The following is a 22,118-nucleotide window of genomic DNA, read 5'->3' on the forward strand; positions in this document are numbered from 1 at the left end:
AAATGGTTGCCCACGATGCCGTGAAACACGTGCCCGAGATCACGTGAAATCGCTGCCCAACTTCCGCGAAATACGCAATGAATACCCTTGCGGCAGATTTGAAGTCTTTGCAACGGGAGCTTTCCAGCTAATCACGACAAAGACGTCGTGAGCGGGCTGGATCGAGGGGTGCCGGCACCGGTCTCTATCCCTTGGCCCCTTGGTCGCGGGCATAGACATCCTCGTAACGAACAATGTCATCCTCGCCGAGATACGTTCCGGTCTGCACTTCGATCAGCACCATGTTCACCTTGCCGGGGTTTTCCATCCGGTGCACGGCACCCAACGGGATGAACACCGACTGGTTCTCGCTTACCAGCTGTACTTCATCGTCGACGGTCACCCGCGCTGTGCCCTCGACCACGATCCAGTGTTCGGCACGGTGGTGGTGACTTTGCAGGCTTAGCGCCGCACCGGGATGTACGACGATGCGTTTCACCTGGAAACGCCCGTCCACCACCAGGCTCTCGAACCAGCCCCAGGGGCGGTAGTCGCGAGGCAGGGTTTCGGCCTGTGCGGCCCCCTCTTCCTTCAGCGCGGCGACGGCCTTCTTTACATCCTGCGCGCGGTTCTTGTGGGCCACCAGCACTGCGTCGGGCATCGCCACCGCGATGATGTCGGTCAGCCCGATACCTATCAGATGCTGATGGCTCTCCTCGGCCCGTAGGAGCGTGTCGTGACAATCGATCGCTGTGGCCGGGCCACCAATCGCGACGCCGCTGTCATCGGGCCCGCTTTCGCGCCACACCGCATCCCAGCCTCCCAGATCGGACCAGGCGCCGTCGTAGGGCATCACCGAAAGGTTGTCGGCATTTTCCATAACCGCGAAATCGATCGAGATATCTTCGAGCGCATCCCAGGGTTCGCGGGCCAGCCGGGTGAACCCCAAATCAATTTCGGCCATGTCGAGCGCGGCGCGCACCCCGGCCAGGGTTTTGGGTGCATGACGTTCGAATGCTGCGATCATAGCATCGGTGGACAAAAGGAAGATGCCTGCGTTCCACAGGCACTGCCCACCCTCCAGCATGGTCTGCGCGGTAACAGCATCAGGTTTTTCAATAAAGGCCTTCAGCGGCTGCGCTTTGGGCGTGAAATCTGGTGCCTCGCTCAGTTCCAGCCAGCCATAGTCAGTTTCGGCACGGTCGGGACGGATGCCGAATGTCACGAGTTGCCCGGCCTCTGCAGTGGGGGCGGCGGCAATCACGGCCGTGCGAAACGCCGCCGCATCGGGGATCACGTGATCAGACGGCGCCACCAACATCAGCGCTCCGGGTGACGTAGCTTCCAGTTTCAGTGCGCCTGCCAGAACGGCCGGGGCGGTATTGCGTCTCTGGGGTTCGATCAGGATCGCCGCAGGGGCAATTTTGACGTCGGCCAGCTGTTCTGTGACGATGAACCGGAAATCCGACCCGGTGATCACCATGGGCGGGCTGAACCCGTCCCCCGACAGGCGCTGGGCGGATGCCTGGAACAGGCTTTCGTCGCCGGTCAGCTTGGAAAACTGTTTGGGATAGCTTTTGCGCGACAGGGGCCAGAGGCGGGTGCCGGATCCACCGCACAGAAGAAGGGGGGTAATCATTTCATTAAATCCTTGTGTCTTTGGCGAACCCTTGGGCGTCTGTAACCATGCTGTGGTATATCCTCTTGTGACGGGTCAAAGCCCCGAAGACTTTTGTTTTCAATTGCTGAGCCCGTTGAATCATTTTGCGCGTAAGGCACCGGATCCATGTCTTGGAAACCAGTCATAGGTGGAGAGGATATGCTTTTCCAGCCCGATCCTCGCAGGCCAACTCATGCGGCCTGTCGCGACATATCCACTAGCTTGCGCATGGTTCCATCGGGTTTGGAGGACGTCAGTGGTGATGCGGCTCTGAGACCAGGTCATGGCGGCCACCATCTGTACCAGTTCCAGGATGCTGACATCGGTGCCAGAGCTTACGTTGATATGGGTCAAGATCGGTGCGATTCATCTTGAGTGCGGTTTTTGCGTCAATATCCATGGCGTGGCCAGAAACGTTGCGGCGACTGATGCATATTCCACCGTTTTAAGCAACCTCAAGATGGAAACTATGGACGAGAAAGCGCATTAAATAGCATCAAGATTATCGGCCGAGGCGTCGAGCTCTCTTGCCCGCGCGCGTGCGCTGCGGCTCATGTCCAGTAAACTCAGACGGGTGGTCGACAATGCAAGTACCGCGCGCGCCACCGCTGCGGGGGTGTCGGGTGGGGCGACGAAGCCCGTTCGACCATGCAGGACTAGGCGTGGTGGGGTTCCTCTGTCATAGCAGATCACGGGTCGGCCTGCAGCCATGGCTTCTAGCACGGTCCGTCCGAAGGATTCCGCAAAATGCGACAGACTGGTGACGAGATCGACTTGTCCGATCGCGGCAAGCGGCCCTTCAGCGTAGGATGCGTGAACCACGTTGCGGGGCAAGCGGCCGAGCGCGTCGAGATCCGCCGATCCAGGGCCAATCAGCCTAAACCGGCAGCGTGCGCGGTCGGGTAGTCCCGCAGCGTCCTCGGCCTGCGCGACTAGCCGCGCGACCTCGACGAAATCGGCGATTCCCTTCTTTGTGATATTGCTACTGATCAAGCCGACCCGCACTGCTGGGCCCGGGGCAAATGGAAGATTGAAGAGCTGGGGATCGATTCGATTGGGACGGATCGTTGTGCGGTCCGGGCATGCAAGCCAATCGGCCACCGCCTGTGAATTGGCGATGAACCGGTCGGCCTCTGACAGCAACCGGCGACGCAGTCCACCGGCGTTGTCACCTAGAATACGACACAGGTCTGGATCCTGCTGCGGCAATTCCCTGACATGAACAATGGTTGGGCAACTTTCCGCGCGTGCCGCGAGAAGGGGGGCGTTCAGGACCAGCGTGTTCACATGTAACTCGGCCGGGTCATATCGCCGAATCAGGGCGCGGATGGCGGACAGGGTCTCCGGCGCGACAGGACGGAAGCGGTGCCTCCAGGCCTGTGGCAAGATCTCGACGACGGCGGAACGCGCTCGCACATCGTCGAGATAAGTCCCATTCACTGCCGATGGCAGGATGACCACGGGGGTCATTGGCATTTCGACGCGGCGATCGGCCAGTGCTTCCAGCGCACGCAACAGACTGCGCTCAGCGCCGAAGACCTGCCGATTGGCTGCATGGGCGAAAACAAGGGCCACGGGGCCTTGCCCTAGTTCAAGTTGCCCTGTGAAGCGTGGCGCGGGCACCGATCTCTCCGCCGGGAATGCCTCCCTGTCGAGCAGTGGCACCGTTTTTTGTGTCAGCTCGCGCAGACGCCGCCAAGTAGAGCCAGAGAAGCACGGCCCCGGGTCCCGGTCTTCCACGCCGCCATGGTCGAGATAATGGCGAACCGGGTCCGCATCGGCCCGCAACACATCACCGTTGCGCTGAAGATACCAATGCGGGTCGAACCGCGGCGAAGTTGCGATTTTGGCATAGCCATCGTCGACCACGACAGCGGAGCCCTCAGCCGGGCCAAGCGCTTCAGGTGCGTGGAATAGGCGCTGCGACGGGGTTTGCGGCAGGTACATCGTAGCGGCACGCACGGCGGCGTCCCCATCACGCCCCGCCATAGCAAGGCGCCGTCTGTGCCAATCTAGCGCCGCGTCGAGATAGGCCCGACGCGGGCCGTGAAACTGGGTCGCCAGATGCGTCGGGATCGAGAGGGTGAGCGAGTCAGCTCCTGTGCGCCCGAAAGCGAGCGGGGTCCCGGGTCGCACTTCGCGCAGCGCTGTTTCGCCATAGGCTGCCAGCACTCGGTGGTAGTATTCCGTGTCTGCATTGGCGCGTACACGGTCCCAGTAACCTAGGCTTTCGCGCAGTTCCATGCGCATCATAAGCGAGGATACGTTGCGGTACACCCAACGGTCCTCGATCCGCCATAGCGCCATCGACAAATCGTCCCCAGCACGAACCCAATTGGAGACGTTGGCGACCGCCGCGGGCGTCTCCAGCAGCGCGCGGACCTGCAACTCAATCTTGCGTGGATGTGACCAGTCATCGGCGTCATGCACAGTGAAAAACGCACCGCGCGCGGCTGCCAGCCCGCTGTTTCGCGCGATATAGGCGCCGCCGTTCTGCTTCTGGCTCAGCACGCGAATCCTTGGGTCTTCCGCCGCCATCCGTTGCGCGATTTCCAGTGTGTCGTCCGGGCTGGCATCGTCAACGAGGAGAATTTCGAGATTACGCCAGCTTTGCGCGGTAAGGCCGCGTAGGCAGGTGGCGAGGGTTGCGCCGGAACCGTAGGCCGGCACTATGACGCTGACCATCGGACCGTCCATGATGGGCGTAACCGGTTCCGTCGTGAACATCCGATCAAATCGCGGCTCCGGGCCAGAGCGCAGAATTACAGGGTCGAGCCCCTCGGCCTCATAAAGCGCGCCAAGCTTTGTAGAAAGCGCGGTGTCCCCTTCGCCGCCTGCAATCGCGACCTCCATCTCGGCAAGGGTTATATCGGCTCGTGGACCGAACCGCTTCCGCGCGGTGTCCAGAAGGCGCCACGCCCCTTCCATATCCCCACAGCGCGCAAAGGCCTGTACCCCCAAAATCCACGGTCCAGCGTGGGAAACGATCGCAGCGCCTTTTGCCCCAGCATGGAATAGCTCGATAGCCGCCTTGGCGCTGTGCCAATGCCCGCGCGAGGCTGCGTGCCGCGCAAAAACCCACCCTGCGACCGCCCGTTCCACGGCTGATCCGCGCCGCATCAGCAATCGCAGTTCCACCAACGCCTCGCGCGGGAAGCCACGCCAAAGGATGTGGTCCAGTTCTAGCGCGCGGATCGGTGCGCCAAGCCGCCCCTCGTCACGGCCATGGGCGAGATAGTGTTCCCAAGGATCTAAACCCGCAGCGCGCACATCCGTGTACGTCTCAAGATACCAAGACGCATCGAATTCGTCCCGTGAGAGGTGGGGAAGTGTGTTGGTTGTGGCGGTCATCGCAGCAACCGCTTCAACCTTGCCGTGGAAAAGGGTCGGCGCATGAGGCGTGTCGCGCCCGCTTTTGACAACGCTGTACGCAGTCCGCACGACACGCTCCACCATTTGGGGTCTCGCCCGCCGGACAGGGCTTGAGCGGCTGCCTCGCACTGTGCCGGGTTGTAGCGACTTAAGCGTCGTCCACTGGGCGTCAGCGTCACCATGGGCGGTGAAGAGACGAGGATACGGACTTTTCTGACGTTCAGCCCAGGATAGGAATGGGGAAGATCTTCCAGCGCCTCGGGATCCGGCAGTAGGAGCAAGGGCGCATGCGCCTGTTCTCCGGCGCTAAGCTGTATTACCTGTTTTCCGTCCAGCCGTGCCCTGAGTGACCGACAAAACATGATTTTTGGGGCTATGCGGCGGGGTGGGTCGAGCCTTGCAAGGGGTACGAGGCCCACCGGACCGCAAGCCGCCGACAACAGGGCATGACACAGTTCTGTTAACCGAGTTTCGCGTCGGAAATCCGCCGCAATAACAAGCGAGAGCGACAGTGAGTCCACATCGCGGGACAGCATGATCCTGGGAGCTGGAAAGGGGCGCGACTGACCCGGCCGGTACCGCAGCGCGGCATCGGCGGCCGTTGCATGGTGATGCTGCTGCGCTTCAAGATAGGCCAGCCGCGCACCGGTGACGTAGCCATCTATCCCGAGGGCACGGCTACGCACGGCCGACCCGGGCCTGTCGCGGGTCAGGGAAAGCAGGCTGGTAACGTCATTCTCGACCGCCGTCGCACCGAACACCCGGCGCATTCGCCGGATCAACTCGTTATCCGCGCCGACCCGAACCTCGTCCCAACATCCAAGCCGCTCTACCACGGGGGCGCGGCGGAACAGGATGGAGGCTGTGTTGTCGGTGATGAAATGTGCCTCGGGGCTTAGACGTGTCAGGCAGAGGTCAGGCTCAATCCGCACATGTTGGGCCGTGCAGGCAATTGCGCCGGGGGACTGCCTCATCACCGCAACCTGTCGTGCGATCCGTTCCGGGTGGCACCAATCATCGGAATCCTGCAACGTCACGAAGGCGCCGCGCGCCTCACCAAGCGCTCTGTTCCGGGCGACATAGGCACCTTGGTTGCGGTCCTGCGCGATGACGCGAATTCTTGAGTCCGTCCGCGCTGCGTCTTGCGCGATGGCAAGGGTTGCGTCGGTGCTGGCATCGTCGACGACAAGGATTTCTAGGTTTCGCCAGCTTTGTTCACTGATAGCACGTAGCGCTGTCCCAAGTGTGGCCTCCGCCTGCCATGCTGCGATGATGACACTGACTAGGGGCCCGCTACTGATTGGATCCGGATGCGTAGCGCCACAAAGCCGATCATAGGGTGGTTTGCCCGACGCATCATCGAGCAGCGCAACGTCTGGCAGACCGTTCGCGGCCAATGCCCGGTTGATCCAGGTCAGTCGATCCTGGGATGCTGCGCCAAATCCCGCTAGGGCAAGGCAGACGTCGGCGGTCAGCAGTCCTTCGGCGTCCCATTCTGCGATTTGGGCGGGCTGAGGCTCGGCCTGTCCCGCCGCCCGGCTCGCGACAAGAAAAAAAGTCAGTATTCTACGGTACAACTGCCTGTCTCGAGCTTCGCGCATCCCAAACCGTGCCCAGTCGAGGGCAGACTGGGCTTCCGTTTCAGCACCCGTTTTACGCCATTGTCGAAGATGCCATAGGCCAAGTTCGCGCGCTGCTAGGGCAGCCTCATCCCCCTCAGCCTCGCGGGCCAAGTTCGCCAATCCGTCCAACGCGGACAGCTGCCCTATGGCGTTCAAACGCGCCCTCAGGATGTCAGTCTCGGCTCGCGCGCGCGCCAGTGGTTCCTCGCTCCAAGGGTCGGGTGAACGCCCTTCACCGCGGCCGAAAGTCAAGAAGTGCTCAAGTGCCGGCTTGCCGGACGCTGTGACATCGCCGTAGGCCGCCAAGTAGGCGAGACTGTCGAAGCCGGGCCCTGGATCGCGCCCCAGACGCCAGCCTACAGTCAGGAAAGAGTCCAGCGGATCGCCATCCATCCGATCACCGGCACCTACCCGCAATCGGTACCAGTCCGGGTCGAAGAGGCCCGACTCCCGCAGAATGTTGTCTGCACCGGGACTTGGGCGGGCGAGGGCCTGTCTGCGGCTCATCCCGTACTTTCCCCGTCGCTGGGGTCTAGCCTGCGCTCCTCGCGCTGTCCGTGAAGCAGGTAATGCGCGAGGGCAGGCCATCCGGCCTGGCGCACATCGGGATTGGCGGCGTAGTAGCTTTCCGTCTTGAAGTCGGGGCCGGGGTCGTGGCCTTCAAAGGCGCCGTACCTGAGATAGTGGGCGCAAGCGTACTTGGGGCCTCCGCACTCCGGGTAGGCGTGCGCGTACCACTGAGCATCGAAAAGCGGGCTGCGCTCAACGGCGGTGTATTTCGATTGGTGCGTGATCCGGTGGTACCGAGAGAGTAACCGCTCTCGGAGTTGATGCATCACATCCGTGTCCTTCCATCTGGACGCACTGCGACGCCCTCTCAGTCCACGCTCATCGGTTGAGTCGAGCAGTTCAAGCAGAGCTTCGATCTCTGCCTCGCGTTCCGCCAGCAAATCCTTGAGCAATCGGATTTCATTGCGCAGATGGACTTGCAACGCGTCGTCGAATGCAGCTTGCTCGATGTCTCGCATGCCTAGTCTGGTTCCATCAGTTCCGCGAATCAATTTATTTGTAACGCGCCATGAAACGAGACACGAGTCTCATCACACTGTGCGAAGTCGGATTCTAATTCAAAATGGCTTAGAACTGAAGCCGTTGGGGTGGCATCCACAGCACCAGTTCGGGTTAAAAGTCGGGTGCTTTAAGTGTCCAGTGAAATTGGTGCCGGATCAAGACCTCCGTCCCAAACTGCATGCGAAGCTTGGTTGTTTGTTTTGGTTTAATTTGGGGAACCATGTGAGGCTGAGTGAGGCTGACAAGCCTCACATGGTTCCGACAAGGTATGTCTTACCTTTAACCCAGAGTAAAACGCACCATCTCATGGGTGACAGACATCAGGAGGGAGGCAATGACGCTATACACCAAAAGCCCCGATGCGATTGCCGCGCTGGACCCCGAGCAATATTGGGTCACGCAGGAAAATGGGACCGAGCGGCCCGGCACGGGCAAGTATCTGGATAACAAAGACCCCGGTATTTACGTCGATATCGTGTCTGGTGAGCCGTTGTTTGCCTCGTCAGACAAATATGAATCAGGCTGTGGCTGGCCGAGCTTTACCAAGCCGATTGAGCCCGCCCATATAACCGAGCTGCGCGACAGCAGTCATGGTATGGTGCGCACCGAGGTACGCAGCACCCATGGGGACAGCCATTTGGGCCATGTCTTTCCCGATGGGCCGCAAGATCGGGGCGGTTTGCGCTATTGTATCAACTCGGCCAGTTTGCGATTTGTGCATCGCGATGACATGGAGGCCGAGGGCTATGCCGCCTATCTGGACCAAGTGGAGGACGTAACATGACCGAACGCGCAGTATTGGCCGGGGGCTGTTTCTGGGGGATGCAAGATCTGATCCGGCGGCTGGATGGGGTGATTTCCACCCGTGTTGGCTATACCGGGGGTGACGTGCCCAACGCCACCTACCGCAATCACGGCACCCACGCCGAAGGGATCGAGATTGTCTTTGATCCCGACAAGATCAGCTATCGCAAGCTGCTGGAGGTGTTTTTCCAGATCCATGATCCAACCACCCTGAACCGTCAGGGAAACGATGTTGGCATGTCCTATCGCTCGGCGATTTACTATGTGGACGAGGCGCAAAAAGATATGGCGGTGAAAACCATCGCCGATGTCGAAGCCTCGGGCCATTGGCCCGGCAAGGTTGTGACAGAAGTTGAACCCGTCGGTGATTTCTGGGAGGCCGAGCCCGAACATCAGGATTATCTGGAACGCTTTCCCAATGGTTACACCTGTCATTTTCCACGCGCCGATTGGGTTTTGCCAGACAGCGCATAAGCGATTTGGGCTAAAATAGAGCCTATGTGGATATGCGGCAGGAGCGACATTACATGAGCCCCTTCAAGGGAATTGCCCTGAAGCTGTGTGCGGTTGTGCTGTTCGTGGTCATGTCGTCGCTGATCAAAGCGGCCTCGGATACCGTGCCGCCGGGGCAGGCGGTGTTTTTTCGCTCATTGTTTGCGATCCCGGTGATCTTGGGCTGGCTGGCGCTGCGCGGTGATTTGGCAACCGGCCTACGGGTAACCTCGCCGATGGGGCATTTCTGGCGTGGGTTTGTGGGTACGGCGGCGATGGGGCTGATGTTTGCCGGGCTTGGCCTGCTTCCATTGCCCGAGGTCACAGCCCTTGGCTATACCGCGCCGTTGCTAACCGTCGTGTTCGCGGCAATGTTTTTGGATGAACGGGTTGGATTGTTTCGTATCGCGGCTGTTGCATTGGGATTGGTTGGCGTCCTGATCGTGCTGGCCCCGCGGTTAAGCACATTGACCGGTGAAACCGTGCAGACCACACAGGCGGTGGGCGCTGTGATGGTCTTGCTGGGCGCCACCTGCGCGGCACTGGCACAGATCTACATTCGCAAACTGGTGGCGACCGAACAAACCAGCGCGATCGTCTTTTATTTCTCGGCTACGTCAACGCTTCTGTCGCTGCTGACTGTGCCGTTCGGCTGGGTGATTCCGGATGGGCCAGAGACGGTTTATTTGATCCTCGCCGGTCTATTGGGTGGGTTGGCGCAGATTTTCCTGACGTCGGCCTACCGCTTTGCCGATGCAAGTGTCGTGGCACCGTTCGACTATGCCTCGATGCTGTTTGCGTTGATGATCGGCTATTTCATTTTTGATGAGGTGCCCACTGGCGCAATGCTATTGGGTGCGGTGCTGGTGATTGCAGCCGGGATCATAATCATCTTGCGAGAGCGGCATCTGGGCATCAAGCGCGGCAAAGCGCGCGCGCTGCGCACGCCGCAAGGTTAGAGCCGGTTTTCAGCCACCGGTCAGGGTGGCCAATGCATAGGGCGGCCACAACCATGCGCGCCGCAAGCGTCCCAAGGGAAAGCGCTGGGGCGGTTTGCGCAGGATCGCCGGGTAGGCCCGGCTTGGTGTCTTGTCTTGCGCCAGATCAGCCAGAATTGCGCCTGCGTGGGTGGCCATTGCAACGCCGTTACCCTGATAGCTGAGCGCGGTAAACGCACCGGGCATTTCAGGGATCGGCCCGGCATAGGGGGTCATGTCACGCGACACCGACAGCAAGCCATTCCAGCTATAGGGTGTATCAACCTGTGCCCATGCCGGGAACATTCGTTCGAAATGCTGGCGAATGGTGCGGTGCATCCGGGCATCCTGTGCGGGTGAGCTGAACAGCCCGCCGCGCATGCCGAACAGGAACCGTTTGTTTGGCATCAGGCGGAAATAGTGCAGGAAAAACCGCTCGTCATAGGCCATTTGATGACTGCTCCAGCCTTGTGCGGCGATTTCGTCATCGGTCAGGGTGCGGGTGACCAACACGTTGGATTGCGCGGGCAGGTATCGCGCGCGCATCCAGCGTGGCAGATCGTCCGAGGAATAGCCATTGGTTGCCACGATCAGGCGTTTGGCGGTGATCTGCGCATGATCGGTGTGCAAGGTAAAACCGTTGCCTTGATCAATCCGGCGCACCGGAGACCGGGCAAAGACGCGCGCCCCTTGCGCCACGGCAGCTTGTGCCAAACCAAGGGCATATTTGGCGGGGTTCAGGGCAAACCCCACCGGAACCGTCATGCCGCAGTGAAACGGGCCGGTCATGCCGTTTTGTGCAAGCTCCGCCTGTGGGATGATCTGCGGTGTGACACTCAGATCAGCCTCAAGCCGTTTGGCCTTGGTTTCAAAGTCGATCAGTGACTTTTCGGTAAAACCCATGATGGTTTCACCGTCCGAGTGCCGATCAACCTGCAAATGGTGGCGGTCGATCAGATCAGCCGCGGTATCGACTGCCGCCATTTCAGTGCGGCGCGCCTCGGCGCGGGCCTCTTCGCCGTGCAGGCGGGCGATCACGCCATCCGGGGCACCAAACCCGCCAAGGCAGCAAAACCCACCATTGCGCCCCGAGGCGCCCCAGCCGGGGGTTTGTGCCTCGAACACGGCGACATCCGCGCCCGATTGCGCCAGATGCAACGCCGCTGACAACCCGGTGAACCCTCCACCGATCACGGCTACGTCACAGGTGATTGGCCCTGATGCGGCCGAATAGCCCGGATCAGAGACTGTATCGACCCAATAACATCCCGCACGGGGTGCATCGGTGTAGGTGTGTGCCGGAAAGACGCGGGTCATGCGCGCTCGGCGGCGCGTTGATCAGCCTCTTGCCGCAGGGCGGAGCGTTTCGTCACGAGCGAGGCGGTGATCACCCCAACCGCGACCACGGCGATCATCAACGTCGACAGCGCGTTGATCTCTGGTGACACGCCCAGCCGGATCGACGACCAGATCTTGATCGGCAAGGTGGTGGAGGATGGCCCGGCGGTGAAGGAGGCGATCACCAGATCGTCAAGCGACAGCGTAAAGGCCAGCAGCCAGCCCGCAAACACCGCAGGCGCAATGATCGGCAGTGTAACAAGGCGAAACGCCTGCATGGGCGAGCAGCCCAGATCAAGCGCCGCCTCTTCCAGCGAGCGATCAAAGCTGACCAGCCGCGATGACACCACGACCGACACGTAGCACATCGAAAAGGTGGTATGCGCAAGGATGATGGTGAAAACGCCCCGATCCAGACCGATGCCTATGAACAAAAGCAGCAATGACAGGCCGGTAATCACCTCGGGCATGACCAGAGGCGCGTAGATCATGCCGGAAAACAGGGTGCGCCCGGCAAAGCGGCCCGCCCGCACCATGACATAGGCCGCCATAGTGCCCAGAACTGTGGCGACGGTCGAGCTGACGAACGCCACCTGTACTGTCACCCACGCAGCATCCAAAAAGGCATCGTTGCGAAGCAATTCGCCATACCACTTGGTGGAAAAACCGGCCCAGACCGTGACCAGCTTGGAGTCGTTGAAGCTATAGATGATCAGCAGGACCATCGGCAGATACAGGAAGGCAAAGCCAAGGGTCAGGGATGTGGCATTAAACCATGTAAAGCGTCTCATCCTTCGGCCTCCCGCTGTTTCTGCTCGTTGCGCTGGAACAGGATGATCGGGATGATCAGGATCAGCAGCAGGATCACCGCCACGGCACTGGCCACCGGCCAGTCGCGGTTGTTGAAGAATTCTTCCCAAAGGACTTTGCCGATCATCAGGGTTTGCGACCCACCCAGAAGCGACGGGATGACGAATTCACCGATGGTGGGGATGAACACAAGGAAACACCCCGCGATAATGCCGTTTTTCGACAGCGGAATGGTGATCAACCAAAAGGCTTGCAGCCGCGAACATCCCAGATCTTCCGCCGCTTCCAGAAGCGAGGCATCCATACGCTCAAGCGCGGCATAGATCGGCAGGATCATGAAAGGAAGGTAGGTATAAACGATACCGATATAGACGGCGACAGGTGTGTTCAGGATCGTGAGCGGCTCGGAAATCAGACCGGTCCACATCAGGAACTGGTTCAAATACCCCTCACCCGACAAAATCCCCATCCAAGAATAAACCCGGATCAAAAAGCTGGTCCAGAATGGCAAGATCACAAGCAGCATCAGTGTCGGACGCCAGTGATCGGGGGCATTGGCCATGCCGTAGGCGATCGGATAGCCGACCAGCAGGGTCAGCAAGGTCGCGATCACCGCGATCTGAAGCGAAGATAGGTAAGCCTTCCAATATAGATCGTCGGTCGTCAGGAATTGGAAGTTTTCCAGATCAAGCTGTGACAGAAAGTCCTTAACGCCCTGCCAGCCAGCGCCAAGGTCAAGCGTGGGGGTATAGGGCGGAATGGCAAGGGCGGTGTCGCTGAGGCTGATTTTCAAAACGATCAGAAACGGCACCAGAAACAGCGCCAGCAGCCACAGATACGGGACGAATATGAGGATCAGGCGCCTCATTCTACAAGCACCACGCCTGCAGTGTCACGGAAGCTGATCCAGACGTCGTCTTCCCAAGTGATGTCGCGTTGGGAAACGCGGCGGGTGTTCGTGGCTTGCGCCTTGATTTTCAGGCCGTCCGGCAATTCGACATGATAGGTCGAGATATTGCCCAGATAGGCAATATCGACCACCTTGCCATGCAGCACGTTCGGGGCGTCGGGCCGGGTCTTGGAAATGCTCATCTTTTCCGGGCGAAGCGACAGAGTGACCGTTTGACCATCCAGCGCGGGGTCTCCGTTGCTGGCGATCAGTGGCGGTGCGCCTTCGTGCCAGTGAATTTCGAGGCCGCCGGGTGCGGCCTCGACGGGCTGTGGGGTCGCCTGCGCCGAGGCCAGCGGCGCATCGCGCGTCGGGTCGGGCGGCGGAAGTCGTTTCGGTGCATCCGAGCGCGGTCCGAGCACGAATTTCAGAACCTTGTCATGTAGCCAACGACCAGCGTCATTGGGTTGCGGGTCAAGCCGCTGGGGCGTTCCGGAGGCCGCATCGTCACGCTTTTCAGGAGGCTGCATGGAAGGCGGTGTTGGGTCGCCTTGTGGCTCTGATCCCGGGTTGCGGGCCTTGGCGGTGCCGGTGATCATGTTCACGTCGCCGATGAAATCGGCCACGTAGCGCGATACGGGCGCCTCGTAGATCGTCTGCGGCGTATCGGCCTGAATGATCTTGCCATGATCCATCACCGCCACGCGGCTGGCCACTGTCATCGCCTCTTCCTGATCGTGGGTGACGATCACAAAGGTCGTGCCGGTGGTTTCCTGAATGTCCATAAGTTCGAATTGGGTGTCTTGGCGCAGCTTGGCGTCAAGCGCTCCAAGCGGTTCATCCAGCAGTAAGAGTTTCGGTGCCTTGGCAAGGCTGCGCGCCAAGGCCACACGCTGACGCTGGCCACCGGAAATCTGATGCGGCTTGCGCTGGGCGAATTTTTCAAGCCGTGTCAGTTTGAGCATCTCGGCGACACGATCACCTATGGCGTCACGGGTCATGCCGTCGCGCTTCAGTCCAAAGGCGATATTGTCCCACACGGATAGATGCGGAAACAGCGCGTAGGATTGAAACATCATGTTTACAGCGCGCTTGTTGGGGGGGATCGGGGCGATATCCTGACCGGCGAGTATAATCTGGCCTTGGGTCGGCGTTTCAAAGCCTGCCAGCATACGCATCATCGTGGTTTTGCCACAGCCCGAGGGACCAAGAAGGGCAAAAAACTCACGTTCAAAAATATCAAACGTCTGGTCGTCGATGGCGGTGAAATCACCGAACCGCTTTGTCACGTTCTTGAACTGGATCAGCGGTTTTTCGTTGGGGTCGTTCCACGGCTCGAATATTGTTTGGTTCATACCTGTCCCACCTGTCGCGTGTGGGCCCGCGCAGCATAACCGCGCGGGCCGGAAATGCGGGCCTTAGGTGCCCGATTTGATCTTGGTCCACAGGCGCGTCACGACGCGCTGCACCTTGATCGGATAGGGGGTGGTGGTGAACAGGTTGTCCATCGCCTCTTGCGACGGATAAATCGCCGGATCGCCGATCACGTCGTCGATCAGGTAGTCCTGCGATGCCTTGTTGCCGTTGGCGTAATAAACATAGTTCGACGCCGCGGCCATGTTTTGCGCATCCATGATGAAGTTCAGGAAGGTGTGCGCGCCGTCGGGGTTGGGCGCATCAACCGGAATGGCCATTTGGTCAAACCACATCTGCGCGCCTTCCTTGGGGGCGTTATAGGCGATTTCCACGCCGTTATCGGCCTCGTCCGCGCGGTCACGGGCCTGAAGGATGTCGCCCGACCAGCCGACGGCGACGCAGATATCACCATTCGCCAGCGCGTTGATGTATTCGCTGCTGTGGAATTTCTGGATATGCGGACGGATCGGCGCGTAAATCTCTTCGGCCTTGGCAATCACCTCGGGGTCGTGGCTGTCGGGATCTTCGCCGATATATTTCAAGGCTGCCGGGATCATCTCGGCGGGGGCATCAAGGAAATGCACGCCGCAGTCGCCCAGCTTTTCCATGTTTTCGGGGTCGAACACCAACTCCCAGCTGTCGATGGGGGCGTCTTCGCCCAGTAGCTCGGTGACCTTGCCGACATTCACGCCAAGGCCTGTTGTGCCCCACATGTAGTTGATCGAATAGGCGTTGTCGGGATCGTATTGCGCGGTGCGCTGTTCGACGACATCCCACATGTTGTCCAAATTGGGCAGCTTGGATTTGTCCAGTTTCTGGAACGCGCCGGCGCTGATCTGACGTTGCAGGAAGGTGCCCGAAGGAACAACAACGTCATACCCCGACCCGCCGGCCAACATCTTGGTTTCCAAAACCTCGTTGCTGTCGAATACGTCATAAACCAGATCCAGCCCGGTCTCTTCTTCGAACTTGTCCAGAAGGTCTTCGTCGATGTAGTCGGACCAGTTGTAGACCCGTACCTCTTGCGCGTTGGCGGATAGGGCGCCAAGGGCAATTGTTGCGGTGGTTGTCAAAATCATCTTGCGCATTAGTGGTCTCCCGTTGGTTCGGCAAGTTGTGATGCCATTTGGATGATTTGATCAAAAAAATCACCTTCTGGCAATATAGCAATGTTTTCACGCAGTCGCTAAACTCGCAAGAACAGTTAGAGCAACAGGGCATCTGGAGGCCCGAAATATGAACAAGGCTGCCGGAAAATTAGCCGACTCAGACGGCGCAAAAGGGCGCTTGCCCGCGCATGAGGTGATCTATCGCCAATTGCGCGATCTGGTGCTGTATGGCGATCTTGCACCGGGGCAGGCGGTGACCATTCAGGGATTGACCGAACGCCTTGCTGCCGGGATGACGCCGGTCCGCGAAGCGATCCGCCGCCTGATTGCCGAGGGTGCGTTGGAATTCCAAGGCAATCGCCGGGTCTGTGTGCCGCTGCTGAACGCTGAGAATATAAGCGAAATAATTCTTGCAAGGCAGTGGCTTGACCCGCATCTAAGCCTGCGCGCGACACAGCGCGCAACGCCGGATGATCTGGATGAACTGACAGCGATGGACACCACCCTCGATCAGTCGATTTTGCGGGGTGATCTGCGCGGATATCTTGAGCTGAACTACAAGTTCCACAAGCGTTTGTATGAACTGGCCGAGGCCCCGATATTGGCGGATATGGCCGATGGTTTGTGGTTGCGGTTTGGGCCGTCGCTGCGCGTGGTCTGTGGTCGGTTGGGCACCCAGAATTTGCCCGACAAACACAAAGACCTGTTACAGGCCATGCGCGCCCGCGACGCCGAAGAGGCCGCACGCGCCATCCGCGAGGATGTGATCCAGGGAATGGAGCAAGTTCGGCAATCTTTCGGTGGGCAAGACCCGCTGAACTGATTCGATTGACAGGAAATAATTTGATCATATTCTAGGCAAAACGGCTGGCCGCGTGCGCCTGTGCCGCCCATGAACTGATTTGAAAGGTTATGCCATGTCGCTGATCACCAATCACATGCCCACGGCAGAATTGCAGGCGCTGGATGCGGCGCATCATATGCACCCCTTTACCCACGGCAATGATCTGAGCCAACGCGGGGCACGCGTCATCACGCGCGCCAAAGGCGTCACGCTGACCGACAGCGAGGGCAACGAGATTTTGGATGCCATGGCAGGGCTGTGGTGCGTGAATGTCGGCTATGGCCGGGATGAACTGGCCGAGGCCGCCGCGCGTCAAATGAAAGAACTGCCCTATTACAACACCTTCTTCATGACGACCCATGTGCCCGCCATTGCCTTGGCCGACAAGCTTGCACAATTGGCGCCGTATGATCTGAACCATGTGTTCTATGCCGGATCAGGGTCGGAAGCGAATGACACCAACCTGCGGATGGTGCGCACGTATTGGGCGCAAAAGGGCAAGCCAGACAAGAAGATCGTGGTCAGCCGTAAGAACGCCTATCACGGGTCCAGCGTGGGCAGCGCCAGCCTTGGCGGCATGTCGGGCATGCATGCGCAGGGCGGATTGCCGATTCCGGATATTCACCACATCAACCAGCCGAACTGGTGGGCCGAAGGTGGCGACATGACGCCCGAAGAGTTCGGACTTGCCCGTGCGCAAGAACTGGAACAGGCCATTCACGATCTGGGCGAAGACAAGGTTGCCGCCTTTATCGCCGAGCCGATCCAAGGGGCAGGCGGTGTGATTGTGCCGCCCGAAACGTATTGGCCCGAGATCCAGCGCATATGCGACAAATATGAAATTCTGCTGATCGCAGACGAGGTGATCTGCGGCTTTGGCCGGACCGGCAACTGGTTTGGGTCGCAAACCTACAACATCCGCCCGCACATCATGACCATCGCCAAGGGGCTCAGCTCGGGCTATGCGCCGATTGGTGGCTCGTTGGTGTGTGACGAGGTGGCTGAGGTGATGAATAATTGCGAGTTTGCACACGGCTACACCTATTCGGGCCACCCGGTCTCCTGTGCGGTGGCATTGGAAAACCTGCGCATTCTGGAAGAAGAAGGTATCGTTGACCGTGTCGGCGCAGAAACCGCGCCTTATTTGAAAGACAAGTGGCAGTCATTGACCAATCACCCGTTGGTCGGCGAGGCCCAGATCGTGGGCATGATGGGCTCGATCGCGCTGACACCGCACAAAGAAAGCCGCGCCGCCTTTGCCTCCGATGCAGGGACAGCCGGTTTGATCTGCCGTGAGGCCTGTTTTGGCAACAATCTGGTGATGCGCCATGTCGGCGACCGGATGGTGATCTCACCGCCGCTGGTGATCTCGAAATCCGAGATCGACACGTTGATGGACCGTGCTTGGACGTCCTTGGATCAGGCCCACCAGCGTTTGACCGACGAGGGATTGATGAAGGCGACCAGCTAAACGCCCGTCATTGCCCAGCTTCGAAAGCCGCCTCTTATTTGAGGCGGCTTTTCAAATACCGGCCATAATCGTTCTTTTTGAACATATCGGCGCGCTCGCTTAGGGCATCGCCGGTCATCCAGCCCTTGTCATAGGCGATTTCGTCCAGACAGCCGGTTTGCAAGCCCTGCCTTTTTTCCAGCGTGCGCACGAAATTTCCTGCATCCAGAAGGCTGCCATGCGTGCCGGTATCCAGCCACGCATAGCCACGCCCCATGCGTTTGACCGTCAGTTTGCCTGCGTGCAGGTACATTTCAAGCAGCGTGGTTATCTCAAGCTCGCCGCGGTCAGACGGTTTGACATCGCGGGCCAGTTTCGGCGCGTCGCCATCCAAGAAATACAATCCAGTCACAGCATAGTTTGAGGGCGGCACATCGGGCTTTTCGATAATCTGTTGCGCGCGCCCTTCGGCATCAAAGCTGACGACGCCATAGCGTTCGGGATCGGACACGTGATAGCCAAACACCGTGCCGCCGGTTGTTTGCGTGTCTGCATCGGCCAGCAGTTCCGGCAGGCCATGCCCGAAAAAGATGTTGTCGCCCAAAACCATGGCAGATGGCGCGCCATCAAGGAAATCCTCGGCCAGAATATAGGCCTGCGCCAGCCCATCGGGCGAGTCTTGCACGATGTAGGTCAGCGAAATACCCCATTGGCTGCCATCGCCCAAGGTCCGTTGAAACTGTGCTTGATCTTCCGGGGTGGTGATCATCGCGATGTCGCGGATGCCGCCCAGCATCAACACGGAAATCGGGTAGTAGATCATCGGCTTGTCGTAGATCGGCAATAGCTGCTTCGACACACCCATGGTGATCGGATAAAGCCGCGTGCCGGACCCGCCGGCCAGAATGATACCTTTGCGTTGGGTCATGCTTTGGATACTCCCAAGTCTGTCAAAACCGCTTCAAGACCAGCGCGCCAATCGGGCCGTGTAATACCAAAAACAGTCTCTGTTTCGCTGCAGTCCAGACGCGAATTCAAGGGTCTGGCTGCGGGTGTTGGATAATCGGCTGTTGCAATGCCGCTGACCGCGACCTCGCGACCGGCCAAATCAAAGATCGCTTCAGCGAACTCTTTCCAACTGGCATCCGGTGCGCCGGAGAAGTGATAGATACCCGCTGTGGCCCTTTTGGCCTGAAGTTGGTCTGCAATGGTCAGGCAGGCCGCGGCGATATCGGCAGCCGCTGTTGGCCCGCCAATTTGATCGTCCACGATATTCAGCGCGTCGCGGCTTTCTGACAGGCGCAGCATGGTTTTGACAAAATTAGCGCCATGCGCCGAAAACACCCAGCTTGTGCGCAGGATGGCAAACGTGCCGCCAGCTTGCGCAATCGCTAGTTCGCCCGCCAATTTGCTGCGGCCATATGCGTTTTGCGGTGCAACCGGGTCTGATACGGAATGCGGATCGGTGCCGCCGCCATCAAATACATAATCGGTTGAGATATGAACGAACGGGATATCAAGATCGGCACAGGCATGCGCCATGGCCGCCGGTGCGATGGCGTTGATCTGATGCGCCAGCTCTTCTTCCTCTTCCGCGCGATCAACGGCCGTATAGGCGGCTGCGTTGATCACAACCTTGGGCGCGTGTTTTCGGATCGCATCCACGCAGGCCGCCGGATCGGTCAGATCAGCCTGATCGCGACCCAAAAAGCTGGCATCCGGTGCCAACCGAGACAGTTCCGTGGCCACTTGGCCAGTTTTGCCGAAGATTAGAATTGTCATCAGTTAAGACCTTTTCTTTGGCTCTTTGAATGCCGCTTACGGAGTTACCAGAAAGTCTGCATACGCGTCGGAATTTTCTCGAATGAAGCGGGGAAAGCTTGCATCAAGGGGGACTGCTTTAAGGTCTCCCTGCTGCTTGCGGTCAAAAAGATCAGCGCGCCTTTGGATGCGCGCCGAGATTTTCTTAGGATCGTTGAAATTGGATTTATTTAATTCTTGATGAGAGAATGCCGAGATCTTCTCGGATATAGCCTCTGGTGGCATCACGTAACTAAAGTGCCAACCGGCCTCTTTGATAATCGGCCTCAGGGGCATGCCTCTCGCCATCTGAGGTGAAACGGGAAGATTGCGAAACAGGCAGGCAGACGGCTTGGTCCAACGCCCTTTGTAGAGGTTGAAATAATAGTAGTAGAAGCTTTGGTCTAAAGCGTTGATATCGTCGTTTGAGACTCCCTCTTCAATTCTGTCGACGTTGGGAATCTCGTCGATATCTAAAAACATTACGATATCAGATTCATGAGACTGGTCGAGCCCGCGCGATACTGCGTTGCGTTGATAAGCCTCTTTTATCCATGGATTGGGGTTGCTGGGCATATCGTCGACTTCAATCACGTCAACACGATTGGCGATGTCAGAGTGGTGCTCTTCAATCCATGCCTTGAGTTTGAATTCTTTGGAATGGCCTGAGAACGTCGAATTGGCTTCTGTGATTACAAATTTATCCACTTTGTTTTTGAGAATGCCAAATCTTAAATCCAGCATCATGAATTCATTGTGAAAAAGCGTGCAGTCAATGATTTTGGCCATTTATTCTCACCCACTTCCCACCCGTGTGCCGACACCTTCCAAATTCAGCAAAGGCTGCCACCAGTCAGCGTTGTCGAGATACCATTGCACGGTCTTTTCCAGACCCTGTTCCACGGTAACTGAAGGTGTCCAGCCCAATTCCGACATGATGCGGTCGGGGTCGATGGCATAGCGGGCATCGTGGCCCGGACGGTCGGTGACAAAGGTGATCTGGTTGCGGTAGCTGCCGTTGTCGCGCGGGCGCTTGTCGTCAAGAATATCGCAGATCGCATGTACAAGGTCGATGTTGCGCCGTTCGTTATGGCCGCCCACGTTATAGCTGCGCCCCGGTTCGCCCTTTTGCACCGCCAGCAGCAGCGCATCGGCGTGATCTTCGACATAAAGCCAATCGCGCACATTCAGGCCTTGGCCGTAAATTGGCAGATCCTTGCCATGCAGCGCGTTCAGGATGACCTTGGGGATCAGTTTTTCAGGGAAATGGTAGGGGCCGTAATTGTTGGAACAATTGGTCAGCACCACGGGTAGGCCATAGGTATGAAACCACGCTCGCACCAGATGATCGGATGAAGCCTTGGAGGCGGAATAGGGGCTGCGCGGGTCATAGGGTGTGTCTTCGGTAAACAGCCCCTCATCGCCCAAGGATCCATACACTTCGTCGGTCGAGATATGATGAAAGCGAAACGTCTCAGGCCGGCCATTGGCGGCCCATTGGGCGCGGGCGGCCTCAAGCATGTTGTAAGTGCCGGTGATGTTGGTTTCGATAAAGTCACCCGGCCCGTCGATGGAGCGGTCGACATGCGATTCCGCCGCCAGATGCATGACCGCATCGGGGTTGTGTGCCTCGAAAACCCGCGTCAGGGCCGCACGGTCGCGAATATCGGCCTGTTCAAACGCGTAGTTCGGATGATCCGCAACGCTGGCCACGTTTTCCAACCGCCCGGCATAGGTGAGAGAATCAAGATTGATCACCTGATGTCCGCGCTCAATCGCCAGCCGAACCACCGCTGAGCCGATAAAGCCCGCACCACCTGTGACAAGAATTTTCATGAACGCTCTCCGTAGGTGAAAGGGCTGTCAAACTGGGCCATCAGGGGGGCGTTTGCGTCTTTGTCGGACAGGATGGCATCACCGCTGAGGCCCCAATCAATCGCAAGATCGGGGTCATCAAACCGAACGGCACCATCACATTCAGGCGCGTAGTAATCCGAGCATTTATAGATGATCTCGGTCTCGGGATCGCGGGTGGCGAACCCATGCAAGAACCCTTCGGGAATCAGCAATTGCAGACCGTTTTCAAAGCTCAGCTCATAGCCCACCCATTGCCCAAAGGTCGGGCTGCCTTTGCGGATGTCCACGGCCACGTCAAAAAGTCGTCCGCGGCCACAGCGCACCAATTTGGCTTGCGCGTGGGGCGGTGACTGAAAATGTAGCCCGCGCACGGTGTTGACCGCCGCTGAAACCGAATGATTGTCTTGCACGAAATCCGTGTCGATCCCGTGCTCGGACAACGTTTTGCGATTCCAGCTTTCCGAGAAAAATCCCCGGTCGTCGCCAAAGCGGCGCGGCTCAAGCAGTAGAACGCCGGGCAGTTTTGTTTGCGTAACTTTCAAAGCAGACCCTCACGGTAACAAATCTGCCTGTGCCTTTAGCAAGCGCAGGCAGGAATGTCACCGCCATTGGGGAAGGAATGTTCTAT

Annotated in this window: 20 protein-coding genes; 5 read left to right on the forward strand and 15 right to left on the reverse strand. The window is 58.8% G+C overall.

Features of this window, described 5'->3' with window-relative positions; translation table 11 throughout:
• Positions 1-184: 184 nt before the first annotated feature.
• The 5 genes from HAT86_RS11845 to HAT86_RS11865 form a co-directional block, all read right to left on the reverse strand.
• On the reverse strand, positions 185-1,618 hold the full coding sequence (locus tag HAT86_RS11845) for a mannose-1-phosphate guanylyltransferase/mannose-6-phosphate isomerase (protein ID WP_167197794.1): 1,434 nt from the start codon (positions 1,616-1,618) through the stop codon (positions 185-187).
• A 120-nt stretch (positions 1,619-1,738) separates the two neighbouring features.
• Complete coding sequence (locus HAT86_RS11850; RefSeq protein WP_167197797.1) at positions 1,739-1,993, reverse strand: Rossmann-fold NAD(P)-binding domain-containing protein; 255 nt, start codon at positions 1,991-1,993, stop codon at positions 1,739-1,741.
• 132 nt (positions 1,994-2,125) lie between these two features.
• On the reverse strand, positions 2,126-5,095 hold the full coding sequence (locus HAT86_RS11855) for a glycosyltransferase (RefSeq protein WP_167197800.1): 2,970 nt from the start codon (positions 5,093-5,095) through the stop codon (positions 2,126-2,128).
• The gene (locus tag HAT86_RS11860) at positions 4,987-7,140 is read right to left on the reverse strand and encodes a glycosyltransferase family 2 protein (protein ID WP_167197803.1); all 2,154 of its coding nucleotides are present in this window, start codon (positions 7,138-7,140) and stop codon (positions 4,987-4,989) included. Before HAT86_RS11860 ends, HAT86_RS11855 begins: the two co-directional genes overlap by 109 nt.
• On the reverse strand, positions 7,137-7,661 hold the full coding sequence (locus tag HAT86_RS11865; protein ID WP_167197806.1) for a hypothetical protein: 525 nt from the start codon (positions 7,659-7,661) through the stop codon (positions 7,137-7,139). Before HAT86_RS11865 ends, HAT86_RS11860 begins: the two co-directional genes overlap by 4 nt.
• Before the next feature lie 377 nt (positions 7,662-8,038).
• On the opposite strand from HAT86_RS11865, the gene msrB reads away from it, so the two are divergent.
• Genes msrB through HAT86_RS11880 form a run of 3 tightly spaced genes read left to right on the forward strand, consistent with a single transcriptional unit; the run spans position 8,039 to position 9,959 of the window.
• Positions 8,039-8,488 carry a peptide-methionine (R)-S-oxide reductase MsrB gene (msrB, locus tag HAT86_RS11870; RefSeq protein ID WP_167197809.1) on the forward strand — a complete coding sequence of 150 codons (450 nt, stop codon included), beginning with the start codon at positions 8,039-8,041 and terminating at the stop codon, positions 8,486-8,488.
• Positions 8,485-8,982, forward strand: coding sequence for a peptide-methionine (S)-S-oxide reductase MsrA (gene msrA / locus HAT86_RS11875; RefSeq protein ID WP_167197813.1), 498 nt, complete (start codon positions 8,485-8,487; stop codon positions 8,980-8,982). The genes msrB and msrA overlap by 4 nt, the downstream gene beginning before the upstream one ends.
• 53 nt (positions 8,983-9,035) lie before the next feature.
• Positions 9,036-9,959 carry a DMT family transporter gene (locus tag HAT86_RS11880; protein ID WP_167197816.1) on the forward strand — a complete coding sequence of 308 codons (924 nt, stop codon included), beginning with the start codon at positions 9,036-9,038 and terminating at the stop codon, positions 9,957-9,959.
• A gap of 9 nt (positions 9,960-9,968) precedes the next feature.
• On the opposite strand, the gene HAT86_RS11885 is transcribed toward HAT86_RS11880, so the two are convergent.
• From HAT86_RS11885 to HAT86_RS11905, 5 genes are all read right to left on the reverse strand, one after another.
• Positions 9,969-11,294 (reverse strand): NAD(P)/FAD-dependent oxidoreductase, encoded by a 1,326-nt coding sequence (locus HAT86_RS11885; protein WP_167197819.1) that lies wholly within the window; start codon positions 11,292-11,294, stop codon positions 9,969-9,971.
• Positions 11,291-12,106 carry an ABC transporter permease gene (locus tag HAT86_RS11890; RefSeq protein WP_167197823.1) on the reverse strand — a complete coding sequence of 272 codons (816 nt, stop codon included), beginning with the start codon at positions 12,104-12,106 and terminating at the stop codon, positions 11,291-11,293. Before HAT86_RS11890 ends, HAT86_RS11885 begins: the two co-directional genes overlap by 4 nt.
• Complete coding sequence (locus HAT86_RS11895; RefSeq protein WP_167197825.1) at positions 12,103-12,993, reverse strand: ABC transporter permease subunit; 891 nt, start codon at positions 12,991-12,993, stop codon at positions 12,103-12,105. The genes HAT86_RS11890 and HAT86_RS11895 overlap by 4 nt, the downstream gene beginning before the upstream one ends.
• Positions 12,990-14,369, reverse strand: coding sequence for an ABC transporter ATP-binding protein (locus HAT86_RS11900; RefSeq protein ID WP_167197827.1), 1,380 nt, complete (start codon positions 14,367-14,369; stop codon positions 12,990-12,992). The genes HAT86_RS11895 and HAT86_RS11900 overlap by 4 nt, the downstream gene beginning before the upstream one ends.
• A gap of 63 nt (positions 14,370-14,432) precedes the next feature.
• The gene (locus HAT86_RS11905; protein WP_167197829.1) at positions 14,433-15,518 is read right to left on the reverse strand and encodes a polyamine ABC transporter substrate-binding protein; all 1,086 of its coding nucleotides are present in this window, start codon (positions 15,516-15,518) and stop codon (positions 14,433-14,435) included.
• 148 nt (positions 15,519-15,666) lie between these two features.
• Between HAT86_RS11905 and HAT86_RS11910 the strand changes: the two genes are divergently transcribed.
• The gene (locus HAT86_RS11910; protein ID WP_167197831.1) at positions 15,667-16,362 is read left to right on the forward strand and encodes a GntR family transcriptional regulator; all 696 of its coding nucleotides are present in this window, start codon (positions 15,667-15,669) and stop codon (positions 16,360-16,362) included.
• Positions 16,363-16,456: 94 nt separating this feature from the next.
• On the forward strand, positions 16,457-17,854 hold the full coding sequence (locus HAT86_RS11915; protein ID WP_167197833.1) for an aspartate aminotransferase family protein: 1,398 nt from the start codon (positions 16,457-16,459) through the stop codon (positions 17,852-17,854).
• Between the two features lie 34 nt (positions 17,855-17,888).
• Here the strand turns inward: HAT86_RS11915 and rfbA are convergent, their stop codons facing one another.
• The 5 genes from rfbA to rfbC are packed head-to-tail and all read right to left on the reverse strand — an operon-like array spanning position 17,889 to position 22,032.
• Positions 17,889-18,761, reverse strand: coding sequence for a glucose-1-phosphate thymidylyltransferase RfbA (gene rfbA, locus HAT86_RS11920; protein WP_167197835.1), 873 nt, complete (start codon positions 18,759-18,761; stop codon positions 17,889-17,891).
• On the reverse strand, positions 18,758-19,615 hold the full coding sequence (gene rfbD, locus HAT86_RS11925) for a dTDP-4-dehydrorhamnose reductase (RefSeq protein ID WP_167197837.1): 858 nt from the start codon (positions 19,613-19,615) through the stop codon (positions 18,758-18,760). Before rfbD ends, rfbA begins: the two co-directional genes overlap by 4 nt.
• A gap of 36 nt (positions 19,616-19,651) precedes the next feature.
• The gene (locus HAT86_RS11930; RefSeq protein ID WP_167197839.1) at positions 19,652-20,422 is read right to left on the reverse strand and encodes a glycosyltransferase family 17 protein; all 771 of its coding nucleotides are present in this window, start codon (positions 20,420-20,422) and stop codon (positions 19,652-19,654) included.
• 6 nt (positions 20,423-20,428) lie between these two features.
• Positions 20,429-21,469 carry a dTDP-glucose 4,6-dehydratase gene (rfbB, locus tag HAT86_RS11935; RefSeq protein WP_167197841.1) on the reverse strand — a complete coding sequence of 347 codons (1,041 nt, stop codon included), beginning with the start codon at positions 21,467-21,469 and terminating at the stop codon, positions 20,429-20,431.
• A complete protein-coding gene (rfbC, locus tag HAT86_RS11940) occupies positions 21,466-22,032 on the reverse strand; it encodes a dTDP-4-dehydrorhamnose 3,5-epimerase (RefSeq protein ID WP_167197843.1) in 567 nt (188 codons plus the stop codon). The genes rfbB and rfbC overlap by 4 nt, the downstream gene beginning before the upstream one ends.
• Positions 22,033-22,118: the final 86 nt, after the last annotated feature.

This window comes from Roseovarius gahaiensis (genome assembly GCF_011601345.1).
Taxonomy (GTDB): domain Bacteria; phylum Pseudomonadota; class Alphaproteobacteria; order Rhodobacterales; family Rhodobacteraceae; genus Roseovarius; species Roseovarius gahaiensis.